Source organism: Kluyvera sp. (assembly GCF_965301105.1).
Genome location: NZ_CBDKZX010000009.1, coordinates 46,734 through 73,097 on the forward strand (window position 1 = coordinate 46,734; position 26,364 = coordinate 73,097).

Annotated in this window: 25 protein-coding genes; 17 read left to right on the forward strand and 8 right to left on the reverse strand. The window is 57.2% G+C overall.

Annotated features, from left to right (window positions below; all coding sequences use genetic code 11):
- Nucleotides 1-50 precede the first annotated feature (50 nt).
- Nucleotides 51-1,298, forward strand: coding sequence for a conjugal transfer protein TraF (locus ACW14G_RS06090; RefSeq protein WP_163447541.1), 1,248 nt, complete (start codon nucleotides 51-53; stop codon nucleotides 1,296-1,298).
- 50 nt (nucleotides 1,299-1,348) lie between these two features.
- Here the strand turns inward: ACW14G_RS06090 and ACW14G_RS06095 are convergent, their stop codons facing one another.
- Complete coding sequence (locus tag ACW14G_RS06095) at nucleotides 1,349-1,684, reverse strand: type II toxin-antitoxin system HicB family antitoxin (RefSeq protein ID WP_223803487.1); 336 nt, start codon at nucleotides 1,682-1,684, stop codon at nucleotides 1,349-1,351.
- The gene (locus ACW14G_RS06100; protein ID WP_163447540.1) at nucleotides 1,681-1,944 is read right to left on the reverse strand and encodes a type II toxin-antitoxin system HicA family toxin; all 264 of its coding nucleotides are present in this window, start codon (nucleotides 1,942-1,944) and stop codon (nucleotides 1,681-1,683) included. Before ACW14G_RS06100 ends, ACW14G_RS06095 begins: the two co-directional genes overlap by 4 nt.
- Before the next feature lie 137 nt (nucleotides 1,945-2,081).
- On the opposite strand from ACW14G_RS06100, the gene dusA reads away from it, so the two are divergent.
- On the forward strand, nucleotides 2,082-3,080 hold the full coding sequence (dusA, locus tag ACW14G_RS06105; RefSeq protein WP_249022467.1) for a tRNA dihydrouridine(20/20a) synthase DusA: 999 nt from the start codon (nucleotides 2,082-2,084) through the stop codon (nucleotides 3,078-3,080).
- A 142-nt stretch (nucleotides 3,081-3,222) separates the two neighbouring features.
- Entirely contained in the window at nucleotides 3,223-3,462 is a 240-nt protein-coding gene (gene pspG, locus ACW14G_RS06110; RefSeq protein WP_163447538.1) for an envelope stress response protein PspG, read from the forward strand.
- Between the two features lie 172 nt (nucleotides 3,463-3,634).
- Here pspG and ACW14G_RS06115 read toward each other — a convergent pair whose 3' ends face one another.
- Nucleotides 3,635-4,618 carry a quinone oxidoreductase gene (locus ACW14G_RS06115; protein ID WP_163447537.1) on the reverse strand — a complete coding sequence of 328 codons (984 nt, stop codon included), beginning with the start codon at nucleotides 4,616-4,618 and terminating at the stop codon, nucleotides 3,635-3,637.
- Between the two features lie 66 nt (nucleotides 4,619-4,684).
- Between ACW14G_RS06115 and dnaB the strand changes: the two genes are divergently transcribed.
- The 5 genes from dnaB to ACW14G_RS06140 all read left to right on the forward strand — a co-directional run bounded on the left by dnaB (nucleotide 4,685) and on the right by ACW14G_RS06140 (nucleotide 10,037).
- On the forward strand, nucleotides 4,685-6,100 hold the full coding sequence (dnaB, locus tag ACW14G_RS06120; protein ID WP_064546665.1) for a replicative DNA helicase: 1,416 nt from the start codon (nucleotides 4,685-4,687) through the stop codon (nucleotides 6,098-6,100).
- Between the two features lie 37 nt (nucleotides 6,101-6,137).
- Entirely contained in the window at nucleotides 6,138-7,217 is a 1,080-nt protein-coding gene (alr, locus tag ACW14G_RS06125; protein ID WP_249022466.1) for an alanine racemase, read from the forward strand.
- Nucleotides 7,218-7,353: 136 nt separating this feature from the next.
- Nucleotides 7,354-8,547: an aromatic amino acid transaminase gene (gene tyrB, locus ACW14G_RS06130; protein ID WP_223803482.1), complete on the forward strand. Its 1,194-nt coding sequence runs from the start codon at nucleotides 7,354-7,356 to the stop codon at nucleotides 8,545-8,547.
- A 199-nt stretch (nucleotides 8,548-8,746) separates the two neighbouring features.
- A complete protein-coding gene (gene aphA, locus ACW14G_RS06135; protein ID WP_064546671.1) occupies nucleotides 8,747-9,460 on the forward strand; it encodes an acid phosphatase AphA in 714 nt (237 codons plus the stop codon).
- 223 nt (nucleotides 9,461-9,683) lie between these two features.
- Nucleotides 9,684-10,037 carry an MmcQ/YjbR family DNA-binding protein gene (locus ACW14G_RS06140; protein ID WP_065357794.1) on the forward strand — a complete coding sequence of 118 codons (354 nt, stop codon included), beginning with the start codon at nucleotides 9,684-9,686 and terminating at the stop codon, nucleotides 10,035-10,037.
- Here ACW14G_RS06140 and uvrA read toward each other — a convergent pair whose 3' ends face one another.
- Complete coding sequence (uvrA, locus tag ACW14G_RS06145) at nucleotides 10,038-12,863, reverse strand: excinuclease ABC subunit UvrA (RefSeq protein ID WP_163447534.1); 2,826 nt, start codon at nucleotides 12,861-12,863, stop codon at nucleotides 10,038-10,040. It lies immediately after the preceding gene.
- A gap of 252 nt (nucleotides 12,864-13,115) precedes the next feature.
- Between uvrA and ssb1 the strand changes: the two genes are divergently transcribed.
- The 4 genes from ssb1 to ACW14G_RS06165 all read left to right on the forward strand — a co-directional run bounded on the left by ssb1 (nucleotide 13,116) and on the right by ACW14G_RS06165 (nucleotide 17,569).
- A complete protein-coding gene (gene ssb1 / locus ACW14G_RS06150) occupies nucleotides 13,116-13,652 on the forward strand; it encodes a single-stranded DNA-binding protein SSB1 (RefSeq protein WP_064546676.1) in 537 nt (178 codons plus the stop codon).
- Between the two features lie 239 nt (nucleotides 13,653-13,891).
- Complete coding sequence (locus ACW14G_RS06155; protein WP_249022465.1) at nucleotides 13,892-15,499, forward strand: gamma-glutamyltransferase family protein; 1,608 nt, start codon at nucleotides 13,892-13,894, stop codon at nucleotides 15,497-15,499.
- A gap of 31 nt (nucleotides 15,500-15,530) precedes the next feature.
- A complete protein-coding gene (gene oxlT, locus ACW14G_RS06160; protein ID WP_419057145.1) occupies nucleotides 15,531-16,850 on the forward strand; it encodes an oxalate/formate MFS antiporter in 1,320 nt (439 codons plus the stop codon).
- Nucleotides 16,851-16,864: 14 nt separating this feature from the next.
- A complete protein-coding gene (locus tag ACW14G_RS06165) occupies nucleotides 16,865-17,569 on the forward strand; it encodes a GntR family transcriptional regulator (RefSeq protein ID WP_249022463.1) in 705 nt (234 codons plus the stop codon).
- A gap of 6 nt (nucleotides 17,570-17,575) precedes the next feature.
- On the opposite strand, the gene ACW14G_RS06170 is transcribed toward ACW14G_RS06165, so the two are convergent.
- The 3 genes from ACW14G_RS06170 to soxS all read right to left on the reverse strand — a co-directional run bounded on the left by ACW14G_RS06170 (nucleotide 17,576) and on the right by soxS (nucleotide 20,063).
- A complete protein-coding gene (locus tag ACW14G_RS06170; RefSeq protein ID WP_455648543.1) occupies nucleotides 17,576-19,087 on the reverse strand; it encodes a transglycosylase SLT domain-containing protein in 1,512 nt (503 codons plus the stop codon).
- A gap of 141 nt (nucleotides 19,088-19,228) precedes the next feature.
- Complete coding sequence (locus ACW14G_RS06175; RefSeq protein WP_064546682.1) at nucleotides 19,229-19,510, reverse strand: YjcB family protein; 282 nt, start codon at nucleotides 19,508-19,510, stop codon at nucleotides 19,229-19,231.
- Nucleotides 19,511-19,733: 223 nt separating this feature from the next.
- On the reverse strand, nucleotides 19,734-20,063 hold the full coding sequence (gene soxS / locus ACW14G_RS06180; protein ID WP_064546684.1) for a superoxide response transcriptional regulator SoxS: 330 nt from the start codon (nucleotides 20,061-20,063) through the stop codon (nucleotides 19,734-19,736).
- Nucleotides 20,064-20,150: 87 nt separating this feature from the next.
- Between soxS and soxR the strand changes: the two genes are divergently transcribed.
- From soxR to ACW14G_RS06195, 3 genes are all read left to right on the forward strand, one after another.
- Nucleotides 20,151-20,609, forward strand: coding sequence for a redox-sensitive transcriptional activator SoxR (soxR, locus tag ACW14G_RS06185; RefSeq protein WP_064546686.1), 459 nt, complete (start codon nucleotides 20,151-20,153; stop codon nucleotides 20,607-20,609).
- Nucleotides 20,610-21,016: 407 nt separating this feature from the next.
- Nucleotides 21,017-22,366: an NCS2 family permease gene (locus tag ACW14G_RS06190; RefSeq protein WP_065357798.1), complete on the forward strand. Its 1,350-nt coding sequence runs from the start codon at nucleotides 21,017-21,019 to the stop codon at nucleotides 22,364-22,366.
- Nucleotides 22,367-22,562: 196 nt separating this feature from the next.
- Nucleotides 22,563-24,209 (forward strand): Na+/H+ antiporter, encoded by a 1,647-nt coding sequence (locus ACW14G_RS06195; RefSeq protein WP_064546690.1) that lies wholly within the window; start codon nucleotides 22,563-22,565, stop codon nucleotides 24,207-24,209.
- A gap of 72 nt (nucleotides 24,210-24,281) precedes the next feature.
- Here ACW14G_RS06195 and ACW14G_RS06200 read toward each other — a convergent pair whose 3' ends face one another.
- Nucleotides 24,282-25,166, reverse strand: coding sequence for a LysR family transcriptional regulator (locus ACW14G_RS06200; RefSeq protein ID WP_064546692.1), 885 nt, complete (start codon nucleotides 25,164-25,166; stop codon nucleotides 24,282-24,284).
- A 102-nt stretch (nucleotides 25,167-25,268) separates the two neighbouring features.
- On the opposite strand from ACW14G_RS06200, the gene ACW14G_RS06205 reads away from it, so the two are divergent.
- On the forward strand, nucleotides 25,269-25,679 hold the full coding sequence (locus ACW14G_RS06205) for a CidA/LrgA family protein (RefSeq protein ID WP_163447530.1): 411 nt from the start codon (nucleotides 25,269-25,271) through the stop codon (nucleotides 25,677-25,679).
- The gene (locus ACW14G_RS06210; RefSeq protein ID WP_065356578.1) at nucleotides 25,672-26,361 is read left to right on the forward strand and encodes an LrgB family protein; all 690 of its coding nucleotides are present in this window, start codon (nucleotides 25,672-25,674) and stop codon (nucleotides 26,359-26,361) included. Before ACW14G_RS06205 ends, ACW14G_RS06210 begins: the two co-directional genes overlap by 8 nt.
- The last annotated feature ends 3 nt before the right edge of the window (nucleotides 26,362-26,364 follow it).

The following is a 26,364-nucleotide window of genomic DNA, read 5'->3' on the forward strand; positions in this document are numbered from 1 at the left end:
TGATAACGGGTGGAGGGTTGTTTCATTACAGACAATAAGACGAGCATACTGTGAATAAAAAAGACAAATTTTCGCTGATGGGGGTGGCTGTCTCCTTTTTTGTTGCGGGACAGGCAGGCGCGGCAAATGGTTGGTCGGAAGCCCGTAACGACGCGATGGGCGGCACGGGCGTGGCCTCTGCGAACTATGGCAGCGGCGTGTTAATTAACCCGGCGCTACTGGCAAAGGCAAAACCGGATGACGATATCACGCTGATTGTGCCGTCAATTGGCGCGCAGATCTCCGATAAGGACGACCTGCGCAACAAAATCGACGACATCAGCGATGATGTTAACAACTATCGGCGGGTGCTGCGCACGATGAATCCCGTCGATCTTCTCAATCCCAATAGCGCGGCATCCCGGCAAGTTTCGGTCGCGGCGGGGGATTTGGCGGATCAGCTCTCCTCGTTAAAGGGCAAGACGGCGAACGCTAAAGCCGGTGCGGGGTTGGCGATCAGCATTCCAAACGATGTGCTGGACGTTGCTTTTGTCACCAAAGCCAGCGCCAGAGCGCGGGTCAGTTCCTATATCGATCAGGGGGATATCAACCTGCTGCGCGGCGTTGAAGCGGTGCCGTTAAGTGCGATTGGCGTCAATCCGCAGGATTTAAAGTCTCAGGGCTATGGCCGTGCGGCTATCGTGTCCGACTATGGTGTGGCGATTGCCCGCCAGTTCGATCTCGGCGGCGTACCGGTTTCGCTGGGCGTGACGCCAAAACTGCAGCAAACCTGGCTCTATAACTACACCGTGTCGATCTACAACTTCAGCAGCGACGACATCAACAGCAGCCGCTATCGCAACGATGATACCGGCTTTAACGTTGACGCCGGGGTGGCCGCTGATTTTGGTGATAACTGGACGGTGGGCTTAAGCGGACAAAACCTCTTCTCGCGCGATATCGACACCAAAGAGGTGGCTGGCGTACGCGATACGTATCAGATTCGCCCGCTGGTGACCGCAGGCGTGGCCTGGCATACCGATCTTGTGACCTTAAGCGCCGATGGTGATTTGACGGAAACCAAGGGCTTTAAAAGTGAAGATACGTCGCAGTACGTCGGCGTTGGCGCGGAAGTACGTCCGCTGGACTGGCTGGCGGTGCGCGCGGGTTACCGTGCTGATGTAAAAAATAACGACAGCAACGTCTTTACCGGCGGCGTCGGCTTTGCGCCCTTTAACCGGGTGCACGTCGACCTGATGGGGCTGTACGGCGAAGACCAAACCTGGGGCGCAGGGGCGCAGCTCAGCGTCACGTTCTAATCTTCGACCTTGTAGGCCTGATGGCGCTGCGCGTATCAGGCCTACATCGGCTAACCGTGGGCCGCTCTGGAAAGCGTATCGTTAATCCACTGATTGACGCTCTTGCCAGAAACTTCTGCGGCGATATTGATGGCCGAATGCACTTCGGGAGAGATGCGCAGGCTGATTTTGCCACTGGCCGGACGTAAGGGTTCACGCCCTTGCTCTTTGCAGTAAGCAATATAATCATCCACCGCTTCTTCGAAGGCTTTACGCAGATCTGCTACGTTATCGGCGTGGAAACCAATGACATCTCTGATCCCCGCAACGCGACCGATAAAGCACATGTCTTCGTCACTGTAATCGATTTTTGCGGCATAGCCTTTATACGTCATGGTATTCATCATGGAGTCACTCCTACTGCGATAAGAAATGCCATTGCATCGCGAACCTGATAAACCTTGGCTTCCTTGTCAGGATGAGGGCGATGGAACGAGGCCACCACCTGATTGATTTCGAATCGTACCCGGGATCCCTGTCCTTCTGAAACTTTTGCACCTAAAGCAATAAATAATGCTTCAATTTTTCGCCACTCCAGCGTGGCTGGTGTGGGCATTGAGAAGATCATCCGTAACGTTCTTTGGTGCCTGGCATTAAGTGATTTCATGCCAATTAATCCTTTGTCATGTTGGCCACCGGACAAGGTGATGATATCATTTTTTGATATCACGGCAAGGTGGATCGTATCCCCTCTTTGTCTGTGCTATAGTGGCCGCCCTTTTTTCGGATGCTTAAATAATCGCCATGCTGTCAGAATCTTCGACTCCCGCTTTTGCTGCTCACCGTTTCTCCATCGCGCCGATGCTCGACTGGACCGACAGGCACTGTCGCTACTTCCTGCGACTGCTGTCTCAGCACACGCTGCTGTATACCGAAATGGTCACGACCGGGGCGATTATTCATGGCAAGGGCGACTATCTGGCGTATAGCGAAGAGGAGCATCCGGTGGCGTTGCAGCTGGGCGGCAGCGACCCGGCGGCGCTGGCGCACTGCGCGAAGCTGGCACAGGAACGCGGCTATGACGAGATCAACCTGAACGTGGGTTGCCCGTCTGACCGCGTGCAGAACGGCATGTTTGGCGCTTGCCTGATGGGCAACGCCCAACTGGTTGCTGATTGCGTAAAGGCGATGCGTGACGTGGTCTCTATCCCGGTCACGGTCAAAACCCGTATCGGTATTGACGACCAGGACAGCTACGAATTCCTCTGCGATTTCATCAATACGGTCTCTGGCCGCGGCGAGTGCGAGATGTTTATTATCCACGCCCGCAAAGCCTGGCTTTCCGGCCTGAGCCCGAAAGAGAACCGTGAAATTCCGCCGCTGGACTATCCGCGCGTTTATCAGCTGAAAAAAGACTTCCCGCATCTGACGATGTCCATCAACGGCGGCATTAAATCGCTGGAAGAAGCGAAAGGGCATTTGCAACATATGGATGGCGTGATGGTGGGCCGCGAAGCCTATCAGAACCCGGGTATTCTGGCCTCCGTGGATCGCGAGATCTTTGGCGCTACCGACGTGGATGCCGACCCGGTGGCGGTGGTGCGGGCAATGTACCCGTACATCGAGCGCGAGCTGAGCAACGGCACCTATCTGGGCCATATCACCCGCCATATGCTGGGGCTGTTCCAGGGCATTCCAGGAGCGCGCCAGTGGCGTCGCTACCTGAGTGAAAACGCCCATAAGGCGGGCGCTGATATCAACGTGCTGGAGCACGCGCTCAAGCTGGTGGCCGATAAGCGCTAATTATTTCGCTAAAACCTGGTCAAATTCACCACGCCTCGCTCATTGTAGCGGGGCGTTTTTATTGATAATCAATAAGTTAACTTTGGCACGTTTCTTGTAATAGTCTGCTCAGAGAAAAAGTGATTTCCGGGAGAGAGCAACCATGCTGGAACTGTTATTTGTGATTGGATTTTTCGTGATGCTGTTGGTGACGGGGATTTCCCTGCTCGGCATTATCGCCGCGCTGGTGGTGGCGACGGTATTGATGTTCGTCGGTGGCCTGTTTGCTATTATGCTTAAACTACTGCCCTGGCTTATCCTGGCGGTGGCGGCGGTGTGGATCATCCGGGCGATTAATGCGCCAAAAAATCCGCCGTACCGCGGCAATTACCGGAGGTATTGAGGGGTGTGTCACAACCTCAATAATTTTGCATAAATCTCCGTAGGATTCGCGTAATAAATCTGTCACTATTGCCGCCGATAACGAATTCATCGAGCTGTACCCTACATACAGCCGAACTAAAAAAAGAAAGGGCTTCCTACGGGAAGCCCTAGTCTTTTGTGCGACCGGAACGTTATGGAATCAGCAGGCTTGAACCCTGCGTAGCCCGGCTCTCCAGAATCTCATGCGCGCGACGCGCCTCCTTCAGCGGATACTTCTGACTCTCCGCGACGTCCACCTTGATAATGCCGCTGGCGATCAGCGAGAACAGCTCGTGACTGGCCTCCTTCAGCTCGTCGTAGGTGGTGATGTAGCCGTAGAGGGAAGGGCGCGTGACGAACAACGATCCTTTCTGGTTGAGGATCCCCAAATTCACGCCGGTCACCGGGCCAGACGAGTTACCGAAGCTCACCATCAGCCCACGGCGTTGCAGGCAGTCCAGCGACGCTTCCCAGGTATCTTTGCCTACCGAGTCGTACACCACCGGCAGCTTTTTCCCACCGGTTATCTCTTTCACCCGTTCGGCGATGTTCTCTTCGCGATAGTTAATCACCTGCCATGCACCTGCCTGTAGGGCACGCTGCGCTTTTTCTGCGCTACCGACGGTGCCAATGAGCTTCGCACCCAGCGCCTTGGCCCACTGGCAGGCAATCAGCCCTACGCCGCCCGCTGCCGCGTGGAACAGGAACGGTTCGCCGGGTTTGATTTCGTAGGTTTTGCGCAGCAGATAGTAGACGGTTAACCCCTTGAGGAAGGAGGCGGCGGCCTGCTCAAAGGAGATAGCCGCCGGGAGCAGGGCCACTTTATCCGCCGCGACGTTGTGCACCGAGCTATAAGCGCCAAGGCCGGACTGCGCATACACCACGCGATCGCCCGCTTTAACGTGTTTAACGTTGCTGCCTACCTGGCTGACCACGCCCGCGGCTTCGGTGCCCAGGCCGCTTGGCAGCGACGGCGGCGGGTAGAGTCCGCTGCGGATGTAGGTATCGATGTAGTTGATGCCAATCGCTTTGTTTTCCACCTGCACTTCGTTCTCGGCAGGTGCATTGGGGGTGAATTCGACGGCGTTCAGCACTTCCGGGCCGCCATGTTTGCTAAACTCAATACGGGTTGCCATGCTTCCTCCTGAACAATTATGTGGTAATCTTTCGACCCACTCTTTATCTCGGTAATACCATTCACTATGGCAGCAAATAAACCCTTCAACAAACCGCAAGCCGAACCTCGCGTCCGCGATTTTCAGGTAGACGGGCTGAAAGTACCGCCGCACTCGATTGAAGCGGAACAATCGGTGTTGGGCGGTTTGATGCTGGATAACGAGCGCTGGGACGATGTCGCCGAACGCGTTGTCGCAGAAGATTTTTATACCCGCCCGCACCGCCATATCTTTACGGAGATGGGGCGTTTGCAGGAGGGCGGCAGCCCAATTGACCTGATTACGCTCGCGGAATCGCTGGAGCGGCAGGGGCAACTGGACAGCGTGGGCGGATTCGCCTATCTGGCAGAACTGTCAAAAAACACGCCAAGTGCGGCGAACATCAGTGCCTACGCCGATATCGTGCGCGAACGTGCCGTTGTCCGCGAAATGATCGCCGTGGCCAACGAAATCGCCGAAGCGGGGTTCGATCCGCAGGGGCGTACCAGCGAAGACCTGCTGGATCTCGCGGAGTCTCGCGTTTTTAAAATTGCCGAAAGCCGCGCGAATAAAGACGAAGGCCCGAAAAACATTACTGAAGTGCTCGACGCCACCGTCGCGCGTATCGAGCAATTGTTCCAGCAGCCGCACGACGGTGTGACCGGTGTGAACACCGGCTATGACGATCTCAACAAGAAAACCGCCGGGCTCCAGCCGTCGGATCTGATTATCGTCGCTGCGCGTCCGTCGATGGGTAAAACGACATTTGCGATGAACCTCGTCGAAAACGCGGCGATGTTGCAGGATAAACCGGTTCTGATCTTCAGTCTCGAGATGCCATCCGAACAGATTATGATGCGTTCCCTGGCGTCGCTGTCGCGCGTGGACCAGACCCGCATCCGTACCGGCCAGCTCGACGACGAAGACTGGGCGCGCATCTCCGGCACCATGGGGATTCTGCTGGAAAAGCGAAACATCTACATTGATGACTCCTCCGGCCTGACGCCGACGGAAGTGCGCTCCCGCGCGCGCCGTATCGCTCGTGAACACGGTGGCATCGGTCTCATCATGATCGACTACCTTCAGCTGATGCGCGTTCCGTCGCTCTCCGACAACCGTACGCTGGAAATTGCAGAGATTTCCCGCTCGCTCAAGGCGTTAGCTAAAGAGCTGCACGTGCCGGTGGTGGCGCTGTCGCAGCTTAACCGCTCTCTGGAACAACGTGCCGACAAGCGTCCGGTCAACTCCGACCTGCGTGAATCCGGCTCCATCGAGCAGGATGCCGACTTAATCATGTTCATCTACCGTGATGAGGTTTATCACGAAAACAGTGACTTAAAAGGCATCGCCGAGATCATTATCGGTAAACAGCGTAACGGCCCAATCGGCACGGTGCGCCTGACGTTTAACGGTCAATGGTCGCGCTTCGATAATTACGCGGGCCCGCAGTACGACGACGAATAACAACATCGATTAAGCAAACACTTATCAAGGAACACAAATGCAAGCGGCAACTGTAGTCATTAACCGCCGCGCTCTGCGACACAACCTGCAACGTCTGCGTGAACTGGCGCCTGCCAGCAAGCTGGTTGCGGTGGTGAAAGCGAACGCTTACGGACACGGCCTCCTCGAGACCGCGCGAACGCTCCCCGACGCCGATGCTTTTGGCGTTGCCCGTCTTGAAGAGGCGCTGCGCCTGCGTGAGGGCGGCATTACTCAGCCGATCCTGCTGCTGGAAGGCTTCTTCAACGCGACCGACCTGCCGACGATTGCCGGGCAGCACCTGCACACCGCCGTGCATAACATCGAACAGCTTGAAGCGCTGGAAACCGCCGTGTTGAGCGAGCCGGTGACCGTCTGGATGAAGCTCGATACCGGCATGCACCGCCTGGGCGTGCGCCCGGAACAGGCGGAAGCCTTCTATCAGCGCCTGAGCGCCTGCAAAAACGTTCGTCAGCCGGTGAATATTGTCAGCCACTTTGCCCGCGCCGATGAGCCGGACTGTGGCGCCACCGAGCGACAGCTGGATATTTTCGCCACCTTTACCGAAGGCAAGCCGGGGTTGCGCTCTATCGCAGCGTCGGGCGGCATTCTGCTGTGGCCGCAGTCGCATTTCGACTGGGCGCGCCCCGGCATTATCCTCTACGGCGTATCGCCGCTGGAGCAGAAACCGTGGGGGCCGGATTTCGGCATGCAGCCAGTCATGTCGCTCACTTCCAGCCTGATTGCTGTGCGCGAACACAAAGCGGGTGAGCCGGTTGGCTACGGCGGCACCTGGGTCAGCGAACGCGATACCCGTCTGGGCGTGGTGGCGATGGGCTACGGTGACGGCTACCCGCGAGCCGCGCCGTCCGGTACGCCGGTGTTGGTGAATGGCCGCGAAGTGCCGATTGTTGGCCGCGTGGCGATGGACATGATCTGCGTCGATTTAGGCCCGCAGGCACAGGACAAAACCGGTGATACGGTCATTCTGTGGGGCGAAGGTCTGCCGGTGGAACGCATCGCGGAAATTACGAAAGTAAGTGCTTACGAACTTATTACGCGCCTGACCTCGCGGGTGGCGATGAAGTATATCGATTAAGCCTGTAGCGTGCCGGATAAGGCGTTTACCCCGCCATCCGGCAATCTTTTCACCAACCGCAACAACCGCTCGATCTTCCTTCCCATCCGGTTTATTGTGTTATTTCCTGCCTTCTGTAAACCCGGAGAACCATCGCGTGTTTCAAAAAGTTGACGCCTATGCGGGCGACCCCATTCTTTCATTAATGGAACGTTTCAAAGAAGATCCGCGCAGCGACAAAGTAAACCTCAGCATCGGCCTGTTCTATGACGAAAACGGCATTGTTCCACAGCTGAAATCGGTCGCTGAAGCGGAAGCGCGCTTTAATGCGCAGCCGCACGGCGCGTCGTTGTACCTGCCGATGGAAGGGCTGAACAGCTACCGTCATACCGTGGCGCCGCTGCTGTTTGGCGCGGACCACCCGGTTCTCCAGCAGCAGCGCGTGGCCACCATCCAAACGCTTGGCGGCTCCGGCGCGCTGAAAGTGGGCGCGGATTTCCTCAAGCGCTACTTCCCGGATTCCGGCGTCTGGGTCAGCGACCCGACCTGGGAAAACCATATTGCGATCTTTGAAGGCGCAGGTTTTACCGTCGACACCTATCCATGGTTTGATAGCGAAACCAACGGCGTGCGTTACGCAGCGCTGCTGGAGAAACTGAACACGCTGCCGGCGCGCAGCATCGTGCTGTTGCACCCGTGCTGCCATAACCCAACGGGTGCCGATCTGACCAATGCCCAGTGGGACGGCGTGGTTGAGGTGCTGAAAGCGCGCGACCTGATTCCGTTCCTCGACATCGCCTATCAGGGCTTTGGCGCGGGCATGGAAGAAGACGCCTATGCGATCCGCGCGATTGCCGACGCGGGCCTGCCCGCACTGGTCAGCAACTCATTCTCCAAAATCTTCTCACTGTACGGCGAACGCGTCGGCGGCCTGTCGATTATCTGTGAAGATCATGAAACCGCGCTGCGCGTGCTGGGTCAGCTGAAGGCGACGGTACGCCGTAACTACTCCAGCCCGCCAAACTTTGGCGCGCAGATTGTGGCGGCAGTCCTCGGCGATGCTGAGCTGAAGGCGATGTGGCTGGCGGAAGTCGAAGGGATGCGTACGCGTATTCTGGAGATGCGTCATGCGCTGGTGAATGTGCTGAAAGAAGAGATGCCAGACGGCAATTTCGATTATCTGCTCAAACAGCGCGGGATGTTTAGCTACACCGGCCTGAGCGCTGCACAGGTTGATCGCCTGCGCGACGAGTTTGGCGTTTACCTGATAGCCAGCGGTCGTATGTGTGCGGCAGGGCTGAACAGTCGCAATGTTCAGCGCGTGGCAAAAGCCTTTGCTGCTGTAATGTAAGCGAGCACTCACTCTGGTCTGGAGGCCGATTCCGGGCCAGAGTCACTCTTCAACGCAAAGTGTGATCCCCCTGGTTTTTTCAGGATTAATCTTAGAAATCCCTTTCATTCGTACCCCTCAGACGGTAAGGTCGCCAGTGGCTTTCTTTGAAGTACCGCCCACTTTATTACAATAACGACTCGACGAATTAAGGGAAAATATGCGCAAGATCACGCAAGCTCTCAGTGCCGTCTGCTTGTTATTTGCACTGAATTCTACGGTGACGGCCCATGCGTCGTCGCCTTCTCCACTTTACCCCGGAACCGATGTTGCGAAGCTGGCCGAACAGGCGCCGATTCACTGGGTCTCCGTGGCGCAGATTGAAAATAGCCTGATGGGGCATCCGCCAATGGCGGTCGGTTTTGATATCGATGACACCGTGCTGTTCTCAAGCCCTGGCTTCTGGCGTGGGCAAAGAACCTACTCCCCGGACAGCCAGGATTACCTGAAAAACCCAGAGTTCTGGGAAAAAATGAACAACGGCTGGGACGCATTCAGCATCCCGAAAGAGGTCGCTCGTTCGCTGATTGCCATGCACGTTAAGCGCGGCGACAGCATTTACTTCGTGACCGGTCGCAGCCAGACTAAAACCGAAACCGTGTCGAAAACGCTGCAGGATGATTTCCTGATCCCGGGCGTTAACATGAATCCGGTGATTTTTGCCGGCGACCAACCGGGCCAGAACACCAAGACCCAGTGGCTAAAAGAGAAGAATATCAGGGTGTTCTACGGTGATTCCGATAACGACATCACCGCCGCGCGTGAAGTCGGCGCCCGTGGTATCCGCGTCCTGCGCGCGTCTAACTCGACATACCGCCCTCTACCGCAGGCCGGTGCGTTTAACGAAGAAGTGATCGTTAACTCCGAGTACTAACGGCAAACCGTTGTAGGCCGGATAAGGCGTTTACGCCGCCATCCGGCAATCTGCTCTATGCTGCCGGATGGCGCTTCGCTTATCCGGCCTACCATTTGCACCAATAAATGATGCTTTTTTAGTCAAAATCAGGCGCTGAGAGGTTTATCCTTTCGGCGTCTTGTTGCACACTGAGATGATGCTTTTCTGCACAAGGTGGCTCGCGAGACTAAGGGGTATAACAATGACCAGTTCGGATCTTCTGCTGTACTGCATGGCTAAACGTGGCGCGGAACAGAGCGTGCACAGTGACTGGAAAGCGACGCAGATTAAAGTCGCTGATGTGCTTTTTGCAATGGTAAAGGATGTGGAAGACCGCCCGGCGGTGGCGCTGAAAACCAGCCCCGAACTGGCAGAACTGCTGCGCCAGCAGCATAAAGACGTGCGCCCAAGTCGTCATCTCAATAAAGCGCACTGGAGCACCGTTTATCTCGACGGCTCGTTGCCGAATTCGCAAATTTACTATCTGGTGGACGCGTCCTATCAGCTGGCGGTGGATCTGCTGCCGGAAGCCGTCCGGCAGCAGATGTACTCGTAATTACTGCAACAGCGGTTTCAGGAAACGCGCGGTATGCGAGGCTTCGCAGTTCGCCACTGTTTCCGGCGTACCGGAAACGAGGATTTCACCGCCGCCGCTGCCGCCTTCCGGACCGAGATCGACAATCCAGTCCGCGGTCTTAATGACGTCCAGGTTGTGTTCAATCACCACGATGGTGTTGCCCTGGTCGCGCAGCTGATGCAGCACTTCCAGCAGCTGCTGGATGTCGGCAAAGTGCAGGCCGGTGGTCGGCTCGTCGAGAATATAGAGCGTCTGACCGGTACCACGTTTTGATAGCTCGCGCGCCAGCTTCACGCGCTGGGCCTCACCGCCGGAGAGGGTGGTTGCCGACTGGCCGAGACGAATGTAGGTCAGGCCCACGTCCATCAGGGTTTGCAGCTTACGCGCCAGCGCCGGCACGGCATCGAAGAACTCACGCGCCTCTTCAATGGTCATATCCAGCACTTCGTGGATGGTCTTGCCCTTGTACTTAATCTCCAGCGTTTCGCGGTTATAGCGTTTGCCTTTGCACTGGTCGCACGGCACGTAGATATCCGGCAGGAAGTGCATTTCCACTTTGATTACGCCATCGCCCTGACAGGCTTCGCAGCGCCCGCCACGGACGTTAAAGCTGAAACGGCCAGGCGTATAGCCGCGCGAACGGGATTCCGGCACGCCGGCAAACAGTTCACGCACCGGGGTAAACACGCCGGTGTAGGTGGCCGGGTTGGAACGCGGCGTGCGGCCAATCGGGCTCTGGTCGATGTCGATGACCTTATCGAAATGCTCAAGCCCCTGGACGTCGCGGTACGGCGCCGGTTCAGCGATGGTTGCGCCATTTAGCTGCGTCTGGGCAATCGGGAACAGCGTATCGTTAATCAGCGTTGATTTACCGGAACCGGAGACGCCGGTGATGCAGGTAAACAGACCCACCGGCAGCGTCAGGGTCACGTCTTTCAGGTTGTTGCCTGATGCCCCCGTCAGCTTCAGCACTTTTTCCGGATTAGCCGGAACGCGTTGCTTCGGCACTTCGATTTTGCGTTTGCCGCTCATGAACTGGCCGGTCAACGACTCTGGCACCGCCATAATGTCGTCGAGCGTGCCTTCGGCCACCACCTGACCACCGTGGACACCGGCGCCTGGGCCAATGTCGATGACGTGGTCGGCGGCGCGAATCGCGTCTTCATCGTGTTCGACCACGATCACCGTGTTACCGAGGTTACGTAGGTGAATCAGGGTGCCAAGCAGGCGTTCGTTATCGCGCTGATGCAGGCCGATGGACGGCTCATCAAGCACGTACATCACGCCGACCAGCCCCGCGCCAATCTGGCTCGCCAGACGGATTCGCTGGGCTTCACCGCCGGAGAGGGTCTCTGCGGAACGGGAGAGCGTCAGGTAGTTTAGGCCAACGTTCACGAGGAACTTCAGGCGATCGCCAATCTCTTTCAGCACTTTTTCAGCGATTTTTGCCCGCTGGCCGGAGAGCTTCAGGTTATTGAAGAAGTCCATCGCATGGCCGATGCTCATGTCGGAGATGGTCGGCAGCGGCGTGTTTTCTACGTAGACGTGGCGCGCTTCGCGACGCAGACGGGTACCATTACAGCTGGCGCACGGACGGTTGCTGATGAATTTTGCCAGCTCTTCGCGCACCGCGCTGGATTCCGTCTCTTTATAGCGGCGCTCCATGTTGTGCAGCACGCCTTCGAAAGGATGGCGGCGCACGGAAGTATCGCCGCGATCGTTGATGTATTTGAACTCAATCGACTCTTTGCCGGAACCGTAGAGAATGGCTTTCTGCGCGGTGGCGCTCAGACTTTGCCACGGCGCTTCCACGTCGAATTCGTAGTGGTCGGCCAGCGATTTCAGCATCTGGAAGTAGTAGAAGTTACGACGATCCCAGCCGCGAATCGCGCCGCCGGCCAGCGACAGCTCCGGGTTCTGGATGACGCGGTCCGGGTCGAAGTACTGTTGTACGCCCAGACCGTCACAGGTCGGGCAGGCGCCCGCCGGGTTGTTGAAGGAGAACAGGCGTGGTTCCAGCTCGCGCATGCTGTAGCCGCAAATCGGGCAGGCGAAGTTGGCGGAGAACAGCAGCTCTTCCGCTTTCGGGTCGTCCATATCGGCGACCACCGCCGTACCGCCGGAAAGCTCCAGCGCGGTTTCAAAAGACTCCGCCAGGCGCTGGGCGAGATCGTCGCGTACCTTGAAGCGGTCAATCACCACTTCAATGGTGTGTTTCTTTTGCAGCTCGAGCTTCGGTGGATCGGAGAGGTCGCAAACCTCGCCGTCGATACGCGCGCGGATATAGCCCTGGCTTGCCAGGTTCTCCAGGGTTTTGGTGTGCTCGCCCTTACGCTCTTTAATGATCGGGGCCAGCAGCATCAGGCGTTTGCCTTCCGGCTGCGACAGCACGTTATCCACCATCTGGCTGACGGTTTGCGCCGCCAGCGGCACATCGTGATCCGGGCAGCGCGGCTCGCCGACGCGCGCATACAGCAGGCGCAGGTAGTCGTGAATTTCGGTGATGGTGCCTACCGTTGAACGCGGGTTGTGCGAGGTCGACTTCTGCTCAATAGAAATCGCCGGCGACAGCCCTTCAATATGATCGACGTCCGGCTTTTCCATCAACGACAGGAACTGGCGCGCGTAGGCAGAAAGTGATTCTACGTAGCGGCGCTGTCCCTCGGCGTAGAGGGTGTCGAATGCCAGTGAGGATTTGCCAGACCCGGACAGCCCGGTCACGACGATCAGTTTGTCGCGAGGGATGACGAGGTTGATGTTTTTGAGATTATGGGTGCGGGCGCCCCGAACTTCGATCTTATCCATTCACCTTTCCCGGTAGAAGATACACGGCTTGCCTGGTTTGTTTGAAGGACAAACGGCAGAAACGGCTAATTATGACACAACTTAACCTGAATGAATATACAGTATAGGGACGCCGATTCAGGATGCCGATGAAAATTTGCATAGCGGTAAGATGTTTACTGGAATACGCCTCGCAGCTACCAAAATACCGTCTGGAAATGGTACACTCGCGCGTTTACACTTAATCAAGAATCGTATTCAGGAGAGACAATCATGGCCAGCAGAGGCGTCAACAAGGTGATTCTCGTCGGTAATCTGGGCCAGGACCCGGAAGTGCGCTACATGCCGAATGGTGGCGCAGTTGCCAACATTACGCTGGCTACTTCCGAATCCTGGCGTGATAAAGCGACCGGTGAAATGAAAGAGCAGACCGAATGGCACCGCGTTGTGCTGTTTGGCAAACTGGCGGAAGTGGCGGGTGAATACCTGCGTAAAGGCTCTCAGGTTTATATCGAAGGTCAGCTGCGTACCCGTAAATGGACCGATCAGTCCGGCGTTGAAAAATACACCACGGAAGTGGTTGTGAACGTGGGCGGCACCATGCAGATGCTGGGTGGCCGTCAGGGCGGCGGCGCACCGGCAGGTGGCAACATGGGCGGCGGCCAGCAGCAGGGCGGTTGGGGTCAACCTCAGCAGCCGCAGGGTGGCAACCAGTTCAGCGGCGGCGCGCAGTCTCGCCCGCAGCAGCAGTCCGCTCCGGCACCCTCTAACGAACCGCCGATGGATTTCGACGACGATATCCCGTTCTGATTTGCCGCCGTTTCGACGGCGCTCATCAGCACTCTCAAAACCCTGCCTCGGCGGGGTTTTTGCTTTTTTAATGCGCACCAACAGCCTACATCAGCACCGCTTCGGTGCGCGAATTGCCCCGCGTTAATCGCCGTTTTTTGAGGGTTATTCACATAACAATAAGATAATTAACAAAAATAACAATTGGCACGCTTTGTGCCTACATCCGTGTATACACACATGTAGGCAAGGTGCAGACGATGACTCAAATCCAATCAGCTAAATGTATGCAGGGCATGGCCGTTGCGCCGCATTCGCTGGCCGCGGAGAGCGCGGTGGCCGTTTTGCGCGACGGCGGCAATGCGGTTGAGGCGATGGTGGCTGCGGCGGCGACCATCGCGGTGGTTTACCCACATATGAACGGCATCGGCGGCGATGGATTCTGGTTAATTTCCCGGCCCGGCGAGGAGCCGGTGGCGATTCAGGCCTGTGGCTTTGCGGCGGAAAAAGCAAATATCGATTTTTATCGCCAGGCGGGCTACACGCAGGTTCCGGTGCGCGGCCCGCTGGCGGCCAATACCGTCGCGGGCACGGTTGGAGGCTGGGAGCGCGCGCTGGAGTGGGCGGGAGAGCGTACGGATAATGCGCCGCTGCCGTTAACGCGCCTGCTGCACGATGCTATTCACTATGCGCGCGAGGGCGTGCCGGTCACCTCCGGGCTGCATAAACAAATTACCGCGCGATTGCCGCAGCTCGGCCAGTATCCCGGATTTTGCGGCTTGTTTGCGCCGGAAGGCCAGGCGCTCACCCCTGACGATTTACTGTTTCAGCCCGCGCTTGCCAATACGCTGGAACGCCTGGCAACCCATGGGCTTGGGGATTTTTATCATGGTGAGACCGCCCGCCTGATCGCCAGCGAACTGGAAGCCGCCGGGAGCTTGCTGCGGTTTAGCGATCTTGATGCTTATCGCGCGGCGCGGGTGAAGCCGCTGGCGCTGGAAACGGAGATTGGAACGGTTTACAACCTCCCGCCGCCGTCGCAGGGGCTGGTTTCGTTGCTGATTACCGGCATGATTGAGCAGCAGCGTAAAAAAGGCGCAATTGCCGACGAAACCGATTTTGTTCACCACTGTGTCGAAGCAACCAAGCTGGCGTTCACTCTGCGCGATCGCCATATCACTGACCCGGCCCACATGACGCTTGACCCACAGTCGCTGCTGACGGCAGACAATATTGCTCAGCTTAGCGCGCAGATTGTGCCCGACCGGGCTCAAGTCTGGGGCAAAGGGCGCGGGCCGGCGGATACCATCTGGATGGGCGTTATCGACGGCTCCGGCACCGCGGTCAGCTTTATTCAGAGCATCTATCACGAGTTCGGCAGCGCGGTGATCCTCGCCGATAGCGGCATCATCTGGCAAAACCGCGGCAGCAGTTTTTCGCTGGACCCGAGTGCCACCAACCCGCTTCAACCGGGGCGCCTGCCGTTCCATACCCTCAACCCTGGTTTAGCGAGGCTGGCCAACGGCGATGCGCTGGTGTACGGCAGCATGGGCGGCGACGGCCAGCCGCAAACCCTGGCGACCGTTTTTGACCGCATTCTCCATCAGAACATGACGCCTCAGGCGGCTATCGCCGCTCCGCGCTGGCTCTTAGGGCGCACCTGGGGCGAGAGCAGCGACACGCTGAAGATTGAAAGCCGCCTGAGAGCGGCGACTACCGACACCCTCAAACAGTACGGCCATGACGTCGAGATTTACCCCCCTTACGACGACCTCATGGGCCATGCCGGGGCAATCCTCCGGCATGGCAACGGCATGCTGGAAGGCGGAAGCGACCCGCGTAGCGACGGTGGCGTCGCCCGCTGGTAACCCAGCATTTTCCAACTGAAACATTCCTGGAATGACGCGGCGCGTAAAACGCGCCCGCTTTCTGGCGACATTTTTTCGTCTATTGGAGCGTAAAATGACCGTTCTCAGAGAACCTTTGGTGGCACCAAAATTTGGCAAATGGGCGCAGCTGGTGTTGGGGCTTATCTGTATGGCCTCTATCTCCAGCCCGCAGTATGTGTGGACGCTGCTGACTAAACCGCTGACCGAAAAGCTGGGCGTTGGCCTGCCGGAACTGCAGGTGACCTTTTCGCTGCTGATTATTCTGCAAACCTTCTTTTCTCCTTTCCAGGGACGTCTGGTTGAACGGTTTGGCCCCCGATTGCTGATCTCGATTGGCACGGTAATGGCCGGGATGAGCTGGGTGCTCTCCGCGCACATTAACGGCCTGATGGCGCTGTATCTGGTCTACGGCTGTATCGGTGGTTTGGGCACCGGGATTGTGTATATCGGTGTGGTGGGGCTGATGGTGAAGTGGTTCCCGCAAAACCGGGGCTTTGCCGCCGGCGCGGTGGCGGCAGGCTACGGCATGGGGGCGATTTTGACCACCTTCCCGATCTCGATTTCGCTGGGCAACTATGGCCTGGAGCAGACCATGACCGTGTTCGGCATCGTTTTCGCGATTGTCGGTCTGCTGGCCAGTCAGGGGCTGAGCCTGCCGCCCAACTCTACCGCGCAGCCCATCAGCCGAAACATCGTTCAGGGGACGCGTCAATTTACCTCGCGTGAAATGCTGCGCCAGCCGCTGTTCTGGCTGATGTTCGCCATGATGGCGATGATGTCCACTTCCGGGCTCATGGTGACCTCGCAAATGGCTATCTTTGCTGAGGATTTCGGCATCAGTAAAGCGGTGGTATTCGGTATGGCCGCGCTGCCGCTGGCATTAACCATCGACCGCTTTACCAACGGTCTGACCCGCCCGCTGTTCGGTTTTATTTCCGACCGCTATGGTCGTGAAAAGACCATGTTTATCGCCTTTGCCCTCGAAGGGGTGGCGATGACGCTATGGCTGGCCTGCCGGGAAGATCCGCTGCTGTTTGTGCTGCTCTCCGGGGTGGTGTTCTTCGGCTGGGGCGAAATTTTCTCGCTGTTCCCCTCCACGCTGACCGACACGTTCGGCAGCGAGCATGCCGCCTCGAACTACGGCTGGCTGTATATCTCGCAGGGGATTGGCTCGATTTTCGGCGGGCCGCTGGCAGCGCTGCTGTATCAGCACACTCAAGGGTGGCACGTGGTCTTTGGTTGCGCGATTACCCTTGATTTCATCACGGCGGGGCTGGCACTGTGGGTGCTGAAACCCTGGCGTGCGCGCTTTATTCGTCAGCACAGTTAATCGCGGAGCTCTTTATGACGTTCACGACATCGGAACCCACGCCGCTTCTTGCGCATTCGGAACGGGTATTTCTGCAGCTGCGGCAGGAGATTTATCAGTTCGTCCTGCTGCCAGGCGATCGTTTCACGGAGGTGGACATTGCCCGCCGCCTTGGGTGCTCCCGCACGCCGGTTCGCGAAGCGCTGCTATTGCTGCAAAACGAGGGGCTGGTCAGACGCTGCCTGCGTAACGGGTGGGAAGTTTTTCCCATTGATTTCGATGTCTATGAAGACCTGTACGAGACGCGCTCGCTGATTGAAGTGAATTCGGTGCGCAGTCTGTGCAGTTCGACGTCAGCGAAGGTGAACCGGGAGGTACTGACTGGGCTGAACGCTGTCTGGCGGGTTGCGCCGCAGGAGAGGCTGGCTTGCGATGATATTGCCGCGCTGGACGAACAGTTTCACCTTGCGCTAACCGAGGCGGCGGGTAATCGGGAGTTGACGGCGATTCTGACCAATATCACCAACCGCATTCGCATTATGCGGCGGCTCGATTTTGAATATGAAACCCGTGTTAACCAGACCTACAAAGAGCACGCGGAGCTGCTGGAAGCCATTGAACAGCGTGATGAAGCGCGCGCGGTCGCGCTGATCACGGCGCATATTCAGGACGCTTATCAGGGGGCCAGCACTATTACCCTGCGACGTCTGCAGGGGGTACGGGTCAGACAAATACCGTAACCGGGGCTAGCCGTTGTTTTTATCGGTGGCGGGCAAAATTGGCGGTTTCCCCGTCGCTGCCCGCTTCCGGTTCATCTCATCGAGAATCAGCCGATAGGCGATGTAATACTTATAGATGTTGCTCACGTAGGTGACCGTTTCGGCTCCAATCTTCTCGGCGGCGAGGTTTTCCACGTTACCAAACCAGATGTTGGGGTCAAAACCGCGCTTTTTCGTTTCCGTACGCAGACGCGCAATCCGTGCCGGGCCAGCATTATAAGAGGCGAAAGAAAACAGTGCCTTATCCAGCTGCGTCATCGGTTCGTCACCGTAGTAGCGGTCGATCATCCAGCGCATATACTTCACCCCGGCGTGGATATTCGGATCCAGTTGCTTAATATCGCCCACCTTCAATTCTTTGCCGGTGCTCGGCATCACCTGCATGACGCCAATTGCGCCAACGTGACTGCGCACTGACTGGTTCAGTCGCGACTCCTGATAACCCTGTGCCGCCATCAGCAGCCAGTCGACGTCATAACGGTCGCCGTATTTGCGAAAAATCTCGACCATCTTCAAAAACTTGCGCCGTTCTTTCTCCGCTGCGGCGTTTTTGACGTATTTCGCGCTCTTCAGATAGCGCAGCAACAGGGTATTGCCCAGGGTGCTGCCCTGGCGGTTGTCTTTAATAAAACCGTTGAGCTTCGCCAGCAACTGCGGGTTATCTTTGCGCACCGCCCAGGCGATGTTGCCGTTATCGCGTAGCACAATATCTTCATGAACCTGGATCTTCGGGAACACCTGTTTCCAGAACAGCGCCTTGTGGCGATCGACCACGATCAGCGGAATCAGCCCGGCGTTGAGCATTTCCAGCAGATCCTCGTCTTCCAGCGCTTCGGGGGCGGGCTTGATGATGATGTGCGGGAGAGAGGCTTTGGCAAAGCGCGCATTGAGGGCTTCAAGGCTCTCATAGTAGCTGGATGAACGACGGACAAAGACCGTCTTACCGGCGATATCGTCCACGTTTATCACCTGCGGTGACGCGGGGCCGGAGATCAGCAGTTCCTGAATATCGCTGTAAATCGGGTCAGTGAAAGCCACCTGCTGCTGGCGCGTTGCGGTGATCGTAAGATTGGCAGCGGCAATATCGCCTTTACCTTCGTTCAGGGCAGTAAAGAGATTATCGCGGGTTACCGGAACGAAGATAATTCGCACCTTGAGGTGGCGTTGCTTGAGCTTTTTCTCTTTGGCGAGCTGGGCATTCAGGCTGCGTTCAAATTCGGCGAAGATATCGTGGGTGGCCCCGCGCTGCTGGCCTTTATCGATAAAAAAGAAGGTTTTGCTGTAGGTGGTCAATACGCGAATGACCCGGCGGTCGAGCATGCCAGGCAGGTCGCCCTTCCAGGGCTGCATGATGCTCTCGATATTGACCTCAAGCGCGTCGGGTGAGTCCTCTGGTTGTACGGCGGCAAAAGCGGGGCCGGTCAACAGCAAGGCGCCCAGGCAGGCGGTGAGAAAACGGCGAAAAGGGATGGCGTTCATGGTGCGGCACTCCGCAGGGCGCATCCCTTTATTTTAGTCGAGCGACGCTAAAACACCCTGCAGGAGCAGGGCTTTTTCATGCGCTCAGCCGCCGCGATATTCAGGCAATAAAAAACCCCGACGCGTCGGGGTTTTTCTCAATCAGTACATGGCAACCGGCCATTCCGGCGGCGCCTGGCTCATCACTTCAACCATCACATCTTTGATGTTGTTGAAAATGGTGGCGATGTCCACCATCGTGATGCCCAGTAACCCGGTCGCAAACCAGCACGCCGCTGCGACACCCAGCATACCGCTGATGACCGCGAGACCGGCGTAGTCGGATTTACGAAATTGAATTTTCAGGGTACTGGCGAGAAACATCAGTACCGCGCTGGTTAACGGCCAGCGTAACAGTGCGACGCCTGCGGTAATGGAAACCATGAGATTTCATCCTCAGAGATAAACAACAAGTTGCCCTGACAGCACTTATTGATTGAGGCGCGAGGCGCTCAGGCTATCTGAAGGCATTCACAAATTGAATGAAACAGTGTTTTTGTTTCATCTCGATGTGTGAACTATATCACGTTTGTTGTTTTATTCACCAGAGGTAAGCGCAGGATTTTTGTCAACGCCGCGGCTCAGTACAGGCCGCGGCGAAGCAATGTTACGCGGAGATCTGATGGCGATAGTCCGTCGGCGTGCGGTCAAACTCGCGGCGGAACACGCGAGAGAAGGTCTGCTGAGAGACATAACCCAGATCCATCGCGATATCGAAGATGGGACGCTGGGTGGTGCGCAGCGCTTCCGCCGCCAGTAACAGGCGCCGCTGGCGAATATACTCGCCCAGCGTCTGGTGCATCACGGTGCGGAACATTCTTTGCAGATACCACTTCGAGTAGCCGGATTTTCTGGCCACGATGTCGATATTAAGCGGTTGATCGATATGTTCATCTATCCATTCAGTAAGAGTATGAATAATTTCCCGATGGGACATAAGGCTCTCCCCGTTGTCTATTTTCGCGTCGATTTCTTGTCTGGCGGCGAGTATAATTCCTCAAGTTAACTTGAGGTAAAGCGTATTATGGAAAAAAAATCGACCCGCATAAAATCGCTGCTAACGCCCGGTGAGGTAGCGAAACGAACGGGGGTTGCGGTCTCTGCGCTGCATTTTTATGAGAGTAAAGGGCTGATTCACAGCACGCGCAACAGCGGTAACCAGCGGCGCTATAAGCGTGATGTGCTGCGTTACGTGGCGATCATTAAAATTGCCCAGCGTCTTGGTATTCCGCTGGCGACGATCGGCGATTCCTTTAGCGTGCTGCCGGAAAACCACACGCTGGGGCCGCGCGACTGGAAGCACCTCACGACTCAATGGCGGGAAGAGCTGGATAAGCGCATTCACGCCATGGAGGCGCTGCGCGACCAGCTCGACGGCTGTATTGGCTGCGGCTGCATGTCGTTGCGCGACTGTCCGCTGCGTAACCCGGGCGATAAGCTGGGTGAAGAGGGCACCGGCGCGCGTCTGCTGGAAGACGAATAATCCTCCGCGATCCTCTCCCCGGGATTGCGACATTTTTGCCATAGAATTGTTGCTGGATTGCGCATAAACGATAACGTTTGCGCATGGGTTGGTGAATTCTTCATCGGTAATCGTTAATTTTCATAAACCAGGGCAAACTTCTGTTGAAAAAGGGGACATAAAAGCCAGATAATCGTTTGCCTCGGATTTTCGGACGCTTCCTATGCTGAAAATCCGCAGACCAACCTCATCACGCACCCGCGCAGATGAGGTATTCCGATTCTCGTTTTGTCTGCGCGGAGTTAATCGTTTGCTTTTTTGTGGCTCCCCTTTGCCGCAATGTAGCACATGGAGATGACGCTTAGCTGGCAGTGGATGTTCCACCACGCAGACGAACGAATGATAAAAACTCTCAGGGGATGTTTTCTATGTCTACGCCTTCAGCGCGTACCGGCGGTTCATTGGACGCCTGGTTTAAAATTTCTGCTCGTGGTAGCTCCGTTCGTCAGGAGATTGTCGCCGGTTTGACCACCTTCCTGGCGATGGTGTACTCGGTGATCGTGGTACCGGGCATGCTGGGTAAAGCCGGTTTCCCGCCGGCCGCCGTGTTCGTGGCGACCTGTCTGGTGGCCGGTGTGGGTTCTATCGTGATGGGGTTGTGGGCGAACCTGCCTTTAGCCATTGGCTGCGCCATCTCGCTGACTGCTTTTACCGCCTTCAGCCTGGTGCTGGGCCAGCACATCAGCGTGCCGGTTGCTCTGGGCGCGGTGTTCCTGATGGGCGTGCTCTTCACCATCATCTCCGCTTCCGGTATTCGTAGCTGGATCTTGCGCAATTTGCCGCAGGGTATTGCGCACGGCACCGGCATCGGTATCGGTCTGTTCCTGCTGCTGATTGCCGCCAACGGCGTCGGCATGGTGGTGAAAAACCCGCTGGACGGTCTGCCGGTCGCGCTGGGTCAGTTCGACAGCTTCCCGGTGGTGATGACGCTGGTGGGTCTGGCGATGATCATCGGCCTTGAAAAACTGAAGGTCCCGGGCGGTATTCTGCTGACCATCATTGGCGTGTCTATCGTCGGCCTAATTTTCGACCCGAACGTGCACTTCTCTGGCGTATTCGCCATGCCGTCGCTGAGCGATGACAATGGCAACTCGCTGATCGGCAGCCTGGATATCATGGGCGCACTGAACCCAATTGTTCTGCCGAGCGTGCTGGCGCTGGTGATGACCGCCGTCTTCGATGCGACCGGTACTATCCGCGCGGTTGCGGGTCAGGCGAACCTGCTGGATAAAGATGGGCAGATCATTAACGGCGGTAAAGCGCTGACGACTGACTCCCTGAGCAGCGTGTTCTCTGCCGTAGTGGGCGCCGCGCCGGCAGCGGTGTACATCGAGTCCGCAGCGGGTACGGCGGCAGGCGGTAAAACCGGTTTAACGGCGATCACCGTTGGCGTGCTGTTCCTGCTGATCCTGTTCCTGTCTCCGCTTTCTTACCTGGTGCCTGGCTATGCTACCGCACCGGCGCTGATGTACGTGGGTCTGCTGATGCTGAGCAACGTGGCGCGTATCGACTTCAACGATTTCGTTGACGCGATGTCCGGCCTGATTACCGCCGTGATGATCGTGCTGACCTGTAACATCGTTACCGGCATTATGATCGGCTTCGCGACGCTGGTTGTGGGCCGTGTGGTTTCGGGCGAATGGCGCAAGCTGAACATCGGCACCGTCATTATCGCGGTTGCGCTGGTGGTCTTCTATGCGGGCGGCTGGGCTATCTAAGCCTGACGTTTTGCCGATAAGAAAACCCGCCAGATGGCGGGTTTTCTGTTTATTGCCCTGCAGTGCGACGGGTTCGGACTTTTTTTCCATTTTCAGCCACGTCTCGTTTCCTTTTGCGTTACTCTGGTACGCGTATGATAAGAAGCACGACGCTTCATGTTTTGAATAATAAGACAACGCTGTAAACAGGGAACGCATGGAAATATTCTTTACCATACTCATCATGACCCTCGTGGTTTCGCTGTCCGGGGTGGTTACACGCGTACTGCCCTTCCAGGTTCCACTACCTTTAATGCAAATCGCCATCGGTGCGCTGCTGGCCTGGCCTACCTTCGGTTTGCACGTTGAATTTGACCCTGAACTCTTCCTCGTGCTGTTCATCCCGCCGCTGCTGTTTGCCGACGGCTGGAAGACGCCGACTCGCGAGTTTATCGAGCACGGCAGGGAGATCCTTGGCCTGGCGCTGGCGTTAGTGCTGGTGACGGTGGTCGGGATTGGCTTCCTGATCTACTGGATTGTTCCCGGCATTCCGCTGATCCCCGCTTTTGCGCTGGCGGCGGTATTGTCGCCAACCGATGCCGTGGCGCTTTCAGGCATTGTGGGGGAAGGGCGCATCCCGAAAAAAATCATGGGCATTTTGCAGGGCGAGGCGCTGATGAACGACGCCTCCGGCCTGGTGTCGTTGAAGTTTGCCGTGGCTGTCGCGATGGGCACAATGGTGTTTACCGTTGGCGGTGCGACGGTAGAGTTCCTGAAGGTGGCAATTGGCGGCATCCTTGCGGGCTTCGTGGTGAGCTGGCTGTACGGTCGCTCAATGCGTTTCCTCAGCCGCTGGGGCGGCGATGAACCGGCTACGCAGATCGTCCTGCTGTTCCTGCTGCCGTTTGCCTCTTACCTGATTGCTGAACATATCGGCGTTTCCGGTATCCTGGCGGCGGTGGCGGCGGGGATGACCATTACGCGTTCCGGCGTGATGCGCACCGCGCCGTTGGCCATGCGCCTGCGCGCCAATAGCACCTGGGCGATGCTCGAGTTTGTGTTCAACGGCATGGTCTTCTTGCTGTTGGGCCTGCAATTGCCCGCGATTCTTGAGACGTCGTTGGTGGCGGCGGAGGCCGACCCGAACGTCGAAACCTGGATGCTGTTTACCGATATCATCCTGATTTACGCGGCGCTGATGCTGGTACGCTTCGGCTGGCTATGGACGATGCGCAAGCTCAGCCAGCGCTTCCTGAAAAAGAAACCAATGGAATTTGGCTCCTGGACGACCCGCGAGCTCTTGATTTCCTCGGTGGCGGGGGTGCGCGGTGCGATAACGCTCGCCGGTGTGCTGTCTATTCCGCTGCTGCTGCCGACGGGCGAAGCCTTCCCGGCGCGTTATGAGCTGGTGTTCCTCGCCGCAGGGGTGATTCTGTTCTCGCTATTTGTGGGCGTGGTGGCGTTGCCGATTTTACTGCGTCATATCGAATCCACCGACCACGTGCAGCAGCGTAATGAAGAGCGGCTGGCACGCGCGGCGACGGCGGATGTGGCGATTGTCGCCATCCAGAAAATGGAAGAGCGTCTGGCGGCGGATAGCAACGAGAATATCGATAACCAGCTGCTGACCGAGGTCAGTTCGCGCGTCATTGGTAACCTGCGCCGTCGTGTCGACGGGCGTAACGATGTGGAAACGTCGATGCTGGAAGAGCAGCTTGAACGGCGTTTCCGCCTGGCGGCGCTGCGCTCCGAGCGCGGGGAGTTGTACCATCTGCGCGCGACCCGGCAGATCAGTAATGAGACCTTGCAGAAGCTGCTGCACGATCTCGACCTGCTGGAAGCGCTGTTGATCGAAGACGCGTAATACGGATAAAGCGTGTGCCGACCAGTCCCCTCTCCCTTAAAAAGGGAGAGGGGACGCACCGTGCCTGAACTTCTACTCCGGCAGCTTAAACCCCTCACAGCACTTCAGCCATGCCTGGGCGCTGTGAGACAAATAGACCCCTTCCCGCCAAATCATCCCCAACTGCCAGCGCAGCTCGCTTTCCAGCGGCAGCCAGCGCAGCGTTTTTTCATCCAGTTTGCGGCAAATCGGCTCCGGCAGAATCGCCACGCCGACGCCCGCCTGCACCATCGCCGCCAGAAAGTCCCACTGTCCGCTGCGTACTGCAATACGCGGCTTAACGTCATGGCGAGCAAACAGCTGCATCAGCTGGCGGCTGAGGGCGAAATCTTCGTTATAAATCAGCAACGGATGTGCGGCTAACTGCGTCGGCGATACTGACGTTTGTTCCAGCCATTCGCCGGAGCGGGGCACCAGCACGCACAGCGGGTGGCTGAACAGCGGCAGGGTCGTAAGCGCGCTTTCTTCTTCAACCGGCAGCGCGGTCATTGCCAGATCCAGCTCGCCGTTCATCACCGCCTGCTGCACCGTCAGGCCGCCAAATTCGGAGATTTTCAGTTCGACGCCCGGATAGCGCTGGCGGAACAGACCGATCGGCCCGGCCATGAGCATGCCGACCATGGGGGGAATACCAAGGCGCAGCACGCCCTTGTTGAGGTGGTTAATATCGCTCAGCTCGGCCTCCAGCTGGCGGAATTCATCAAGAATGGCCAGCCCGCGCTCAAATACCACTTGTCCGGTATCGGTCATCAACAGCTTGCGGCCGTCGCGAATCAGGAGGGTACAGTTCAGCTCATCTTCCAGGTTTTTGAGCATCTTACTGATTGTTGGTTGCGTAACGTAGAGTTTCTCCGCAGCTCGAGTAAAGCTCTGCTGGCGAACGACTTCAACAAAGTAGCGCAGCGTTCTTATGTCCATGATTATGCCTCTAAACTATGCTACCGATGAGTTTAATTCATTTCTGTCATCATCGCGGCCTCACTATACTGTGCGCCTGTGATTTTTTCTGGACATTCCTCCATGGCTGAGGCCTTAGGGCGCGTTGTGCCCTCCGTGTTAAATCGTCTGCAGGTGCCGGTGCAGGTTGTACTGTACGCCGGGCTGTTTGTTTTCGCTGAATATCTGGTGAGCTGGTGGCATTTGCCGCTGCCTGCCAATCTGGTCGGTATGGTGCTGCTGCTGGCGCTGATTGTTTGCCACGTGGTGCCGCTCAAATGGGTTCGCGCGGGCTCACGCTGGCTGCTGGCCGAGATGTTGCTGTTCTTTGTCCCGGCGGTGGTCGCGGTGGTGAATTATGCTCAACTGCTGATGGTCGACGGCTGGAGAATTTTCCTCGTTATCGCGCTGAGTACCATGATGGTGCTGGGAGCAACGGCGTGGGTGGTCGACAAAGTGTATCGCTACGAACTGAAGCGGATGCGTAATGAATAATTTTCAGCTGAGCGTCCTGTGCCTGGTGATTACCCTGGTACTCTATTTTGCCAATAAGCGCCTGTACCGCCGCTTTCGTAAGCTGCCGCTGATGCCGCTGGTGCTTACCCCGGTGCTGCTGGTGTTAATGCTGGTGTTTGGCCATATCTCCTACCAGAACTATATGGGGGAAGCCCACTGGCTGCTGTGGCTGCTGGGGCCGGCGACTATCGCCTTTGCTGTGCCGGTGTATGACAATCTGGCCATTATCAAACGCCACTGGATGTCGCTCTCTGCTGGGGTGATCACGGCGACGGTCGTGGCGGTGACCAGTTCGGTGTGGCTGGCGCGGCTGTTTACCCTGTCGGATGAAATCCAGCGCAGCCTGGCGGTGCGTTCCATCACCACGCCGTTTGCACTGGCGGCAGCGAAATCGCTTGGCGGTCAGCCGGAGCTGGTGGCGTTGTTTGTGGTGGTCACCGGCGTGTTCGGTATGGCGATTGGCGACGTGCTGTTTTTACGGCTTTCCATTCGTGAAGGGATGGCGAAGGGGGCGGGCTTTGGCGCAGCGTCGCACGGCGCGGGGACCGCGCGTTCCTACGAGCTGGGCCCGCAGGAAGGCGTGGTGGCCAGCCTGGTGATGATGCTCTCCGGGGTGGTGATGGTGCTGGTGGCCCCGTTGGTTGGCTGGATTATGTTTTAAGGC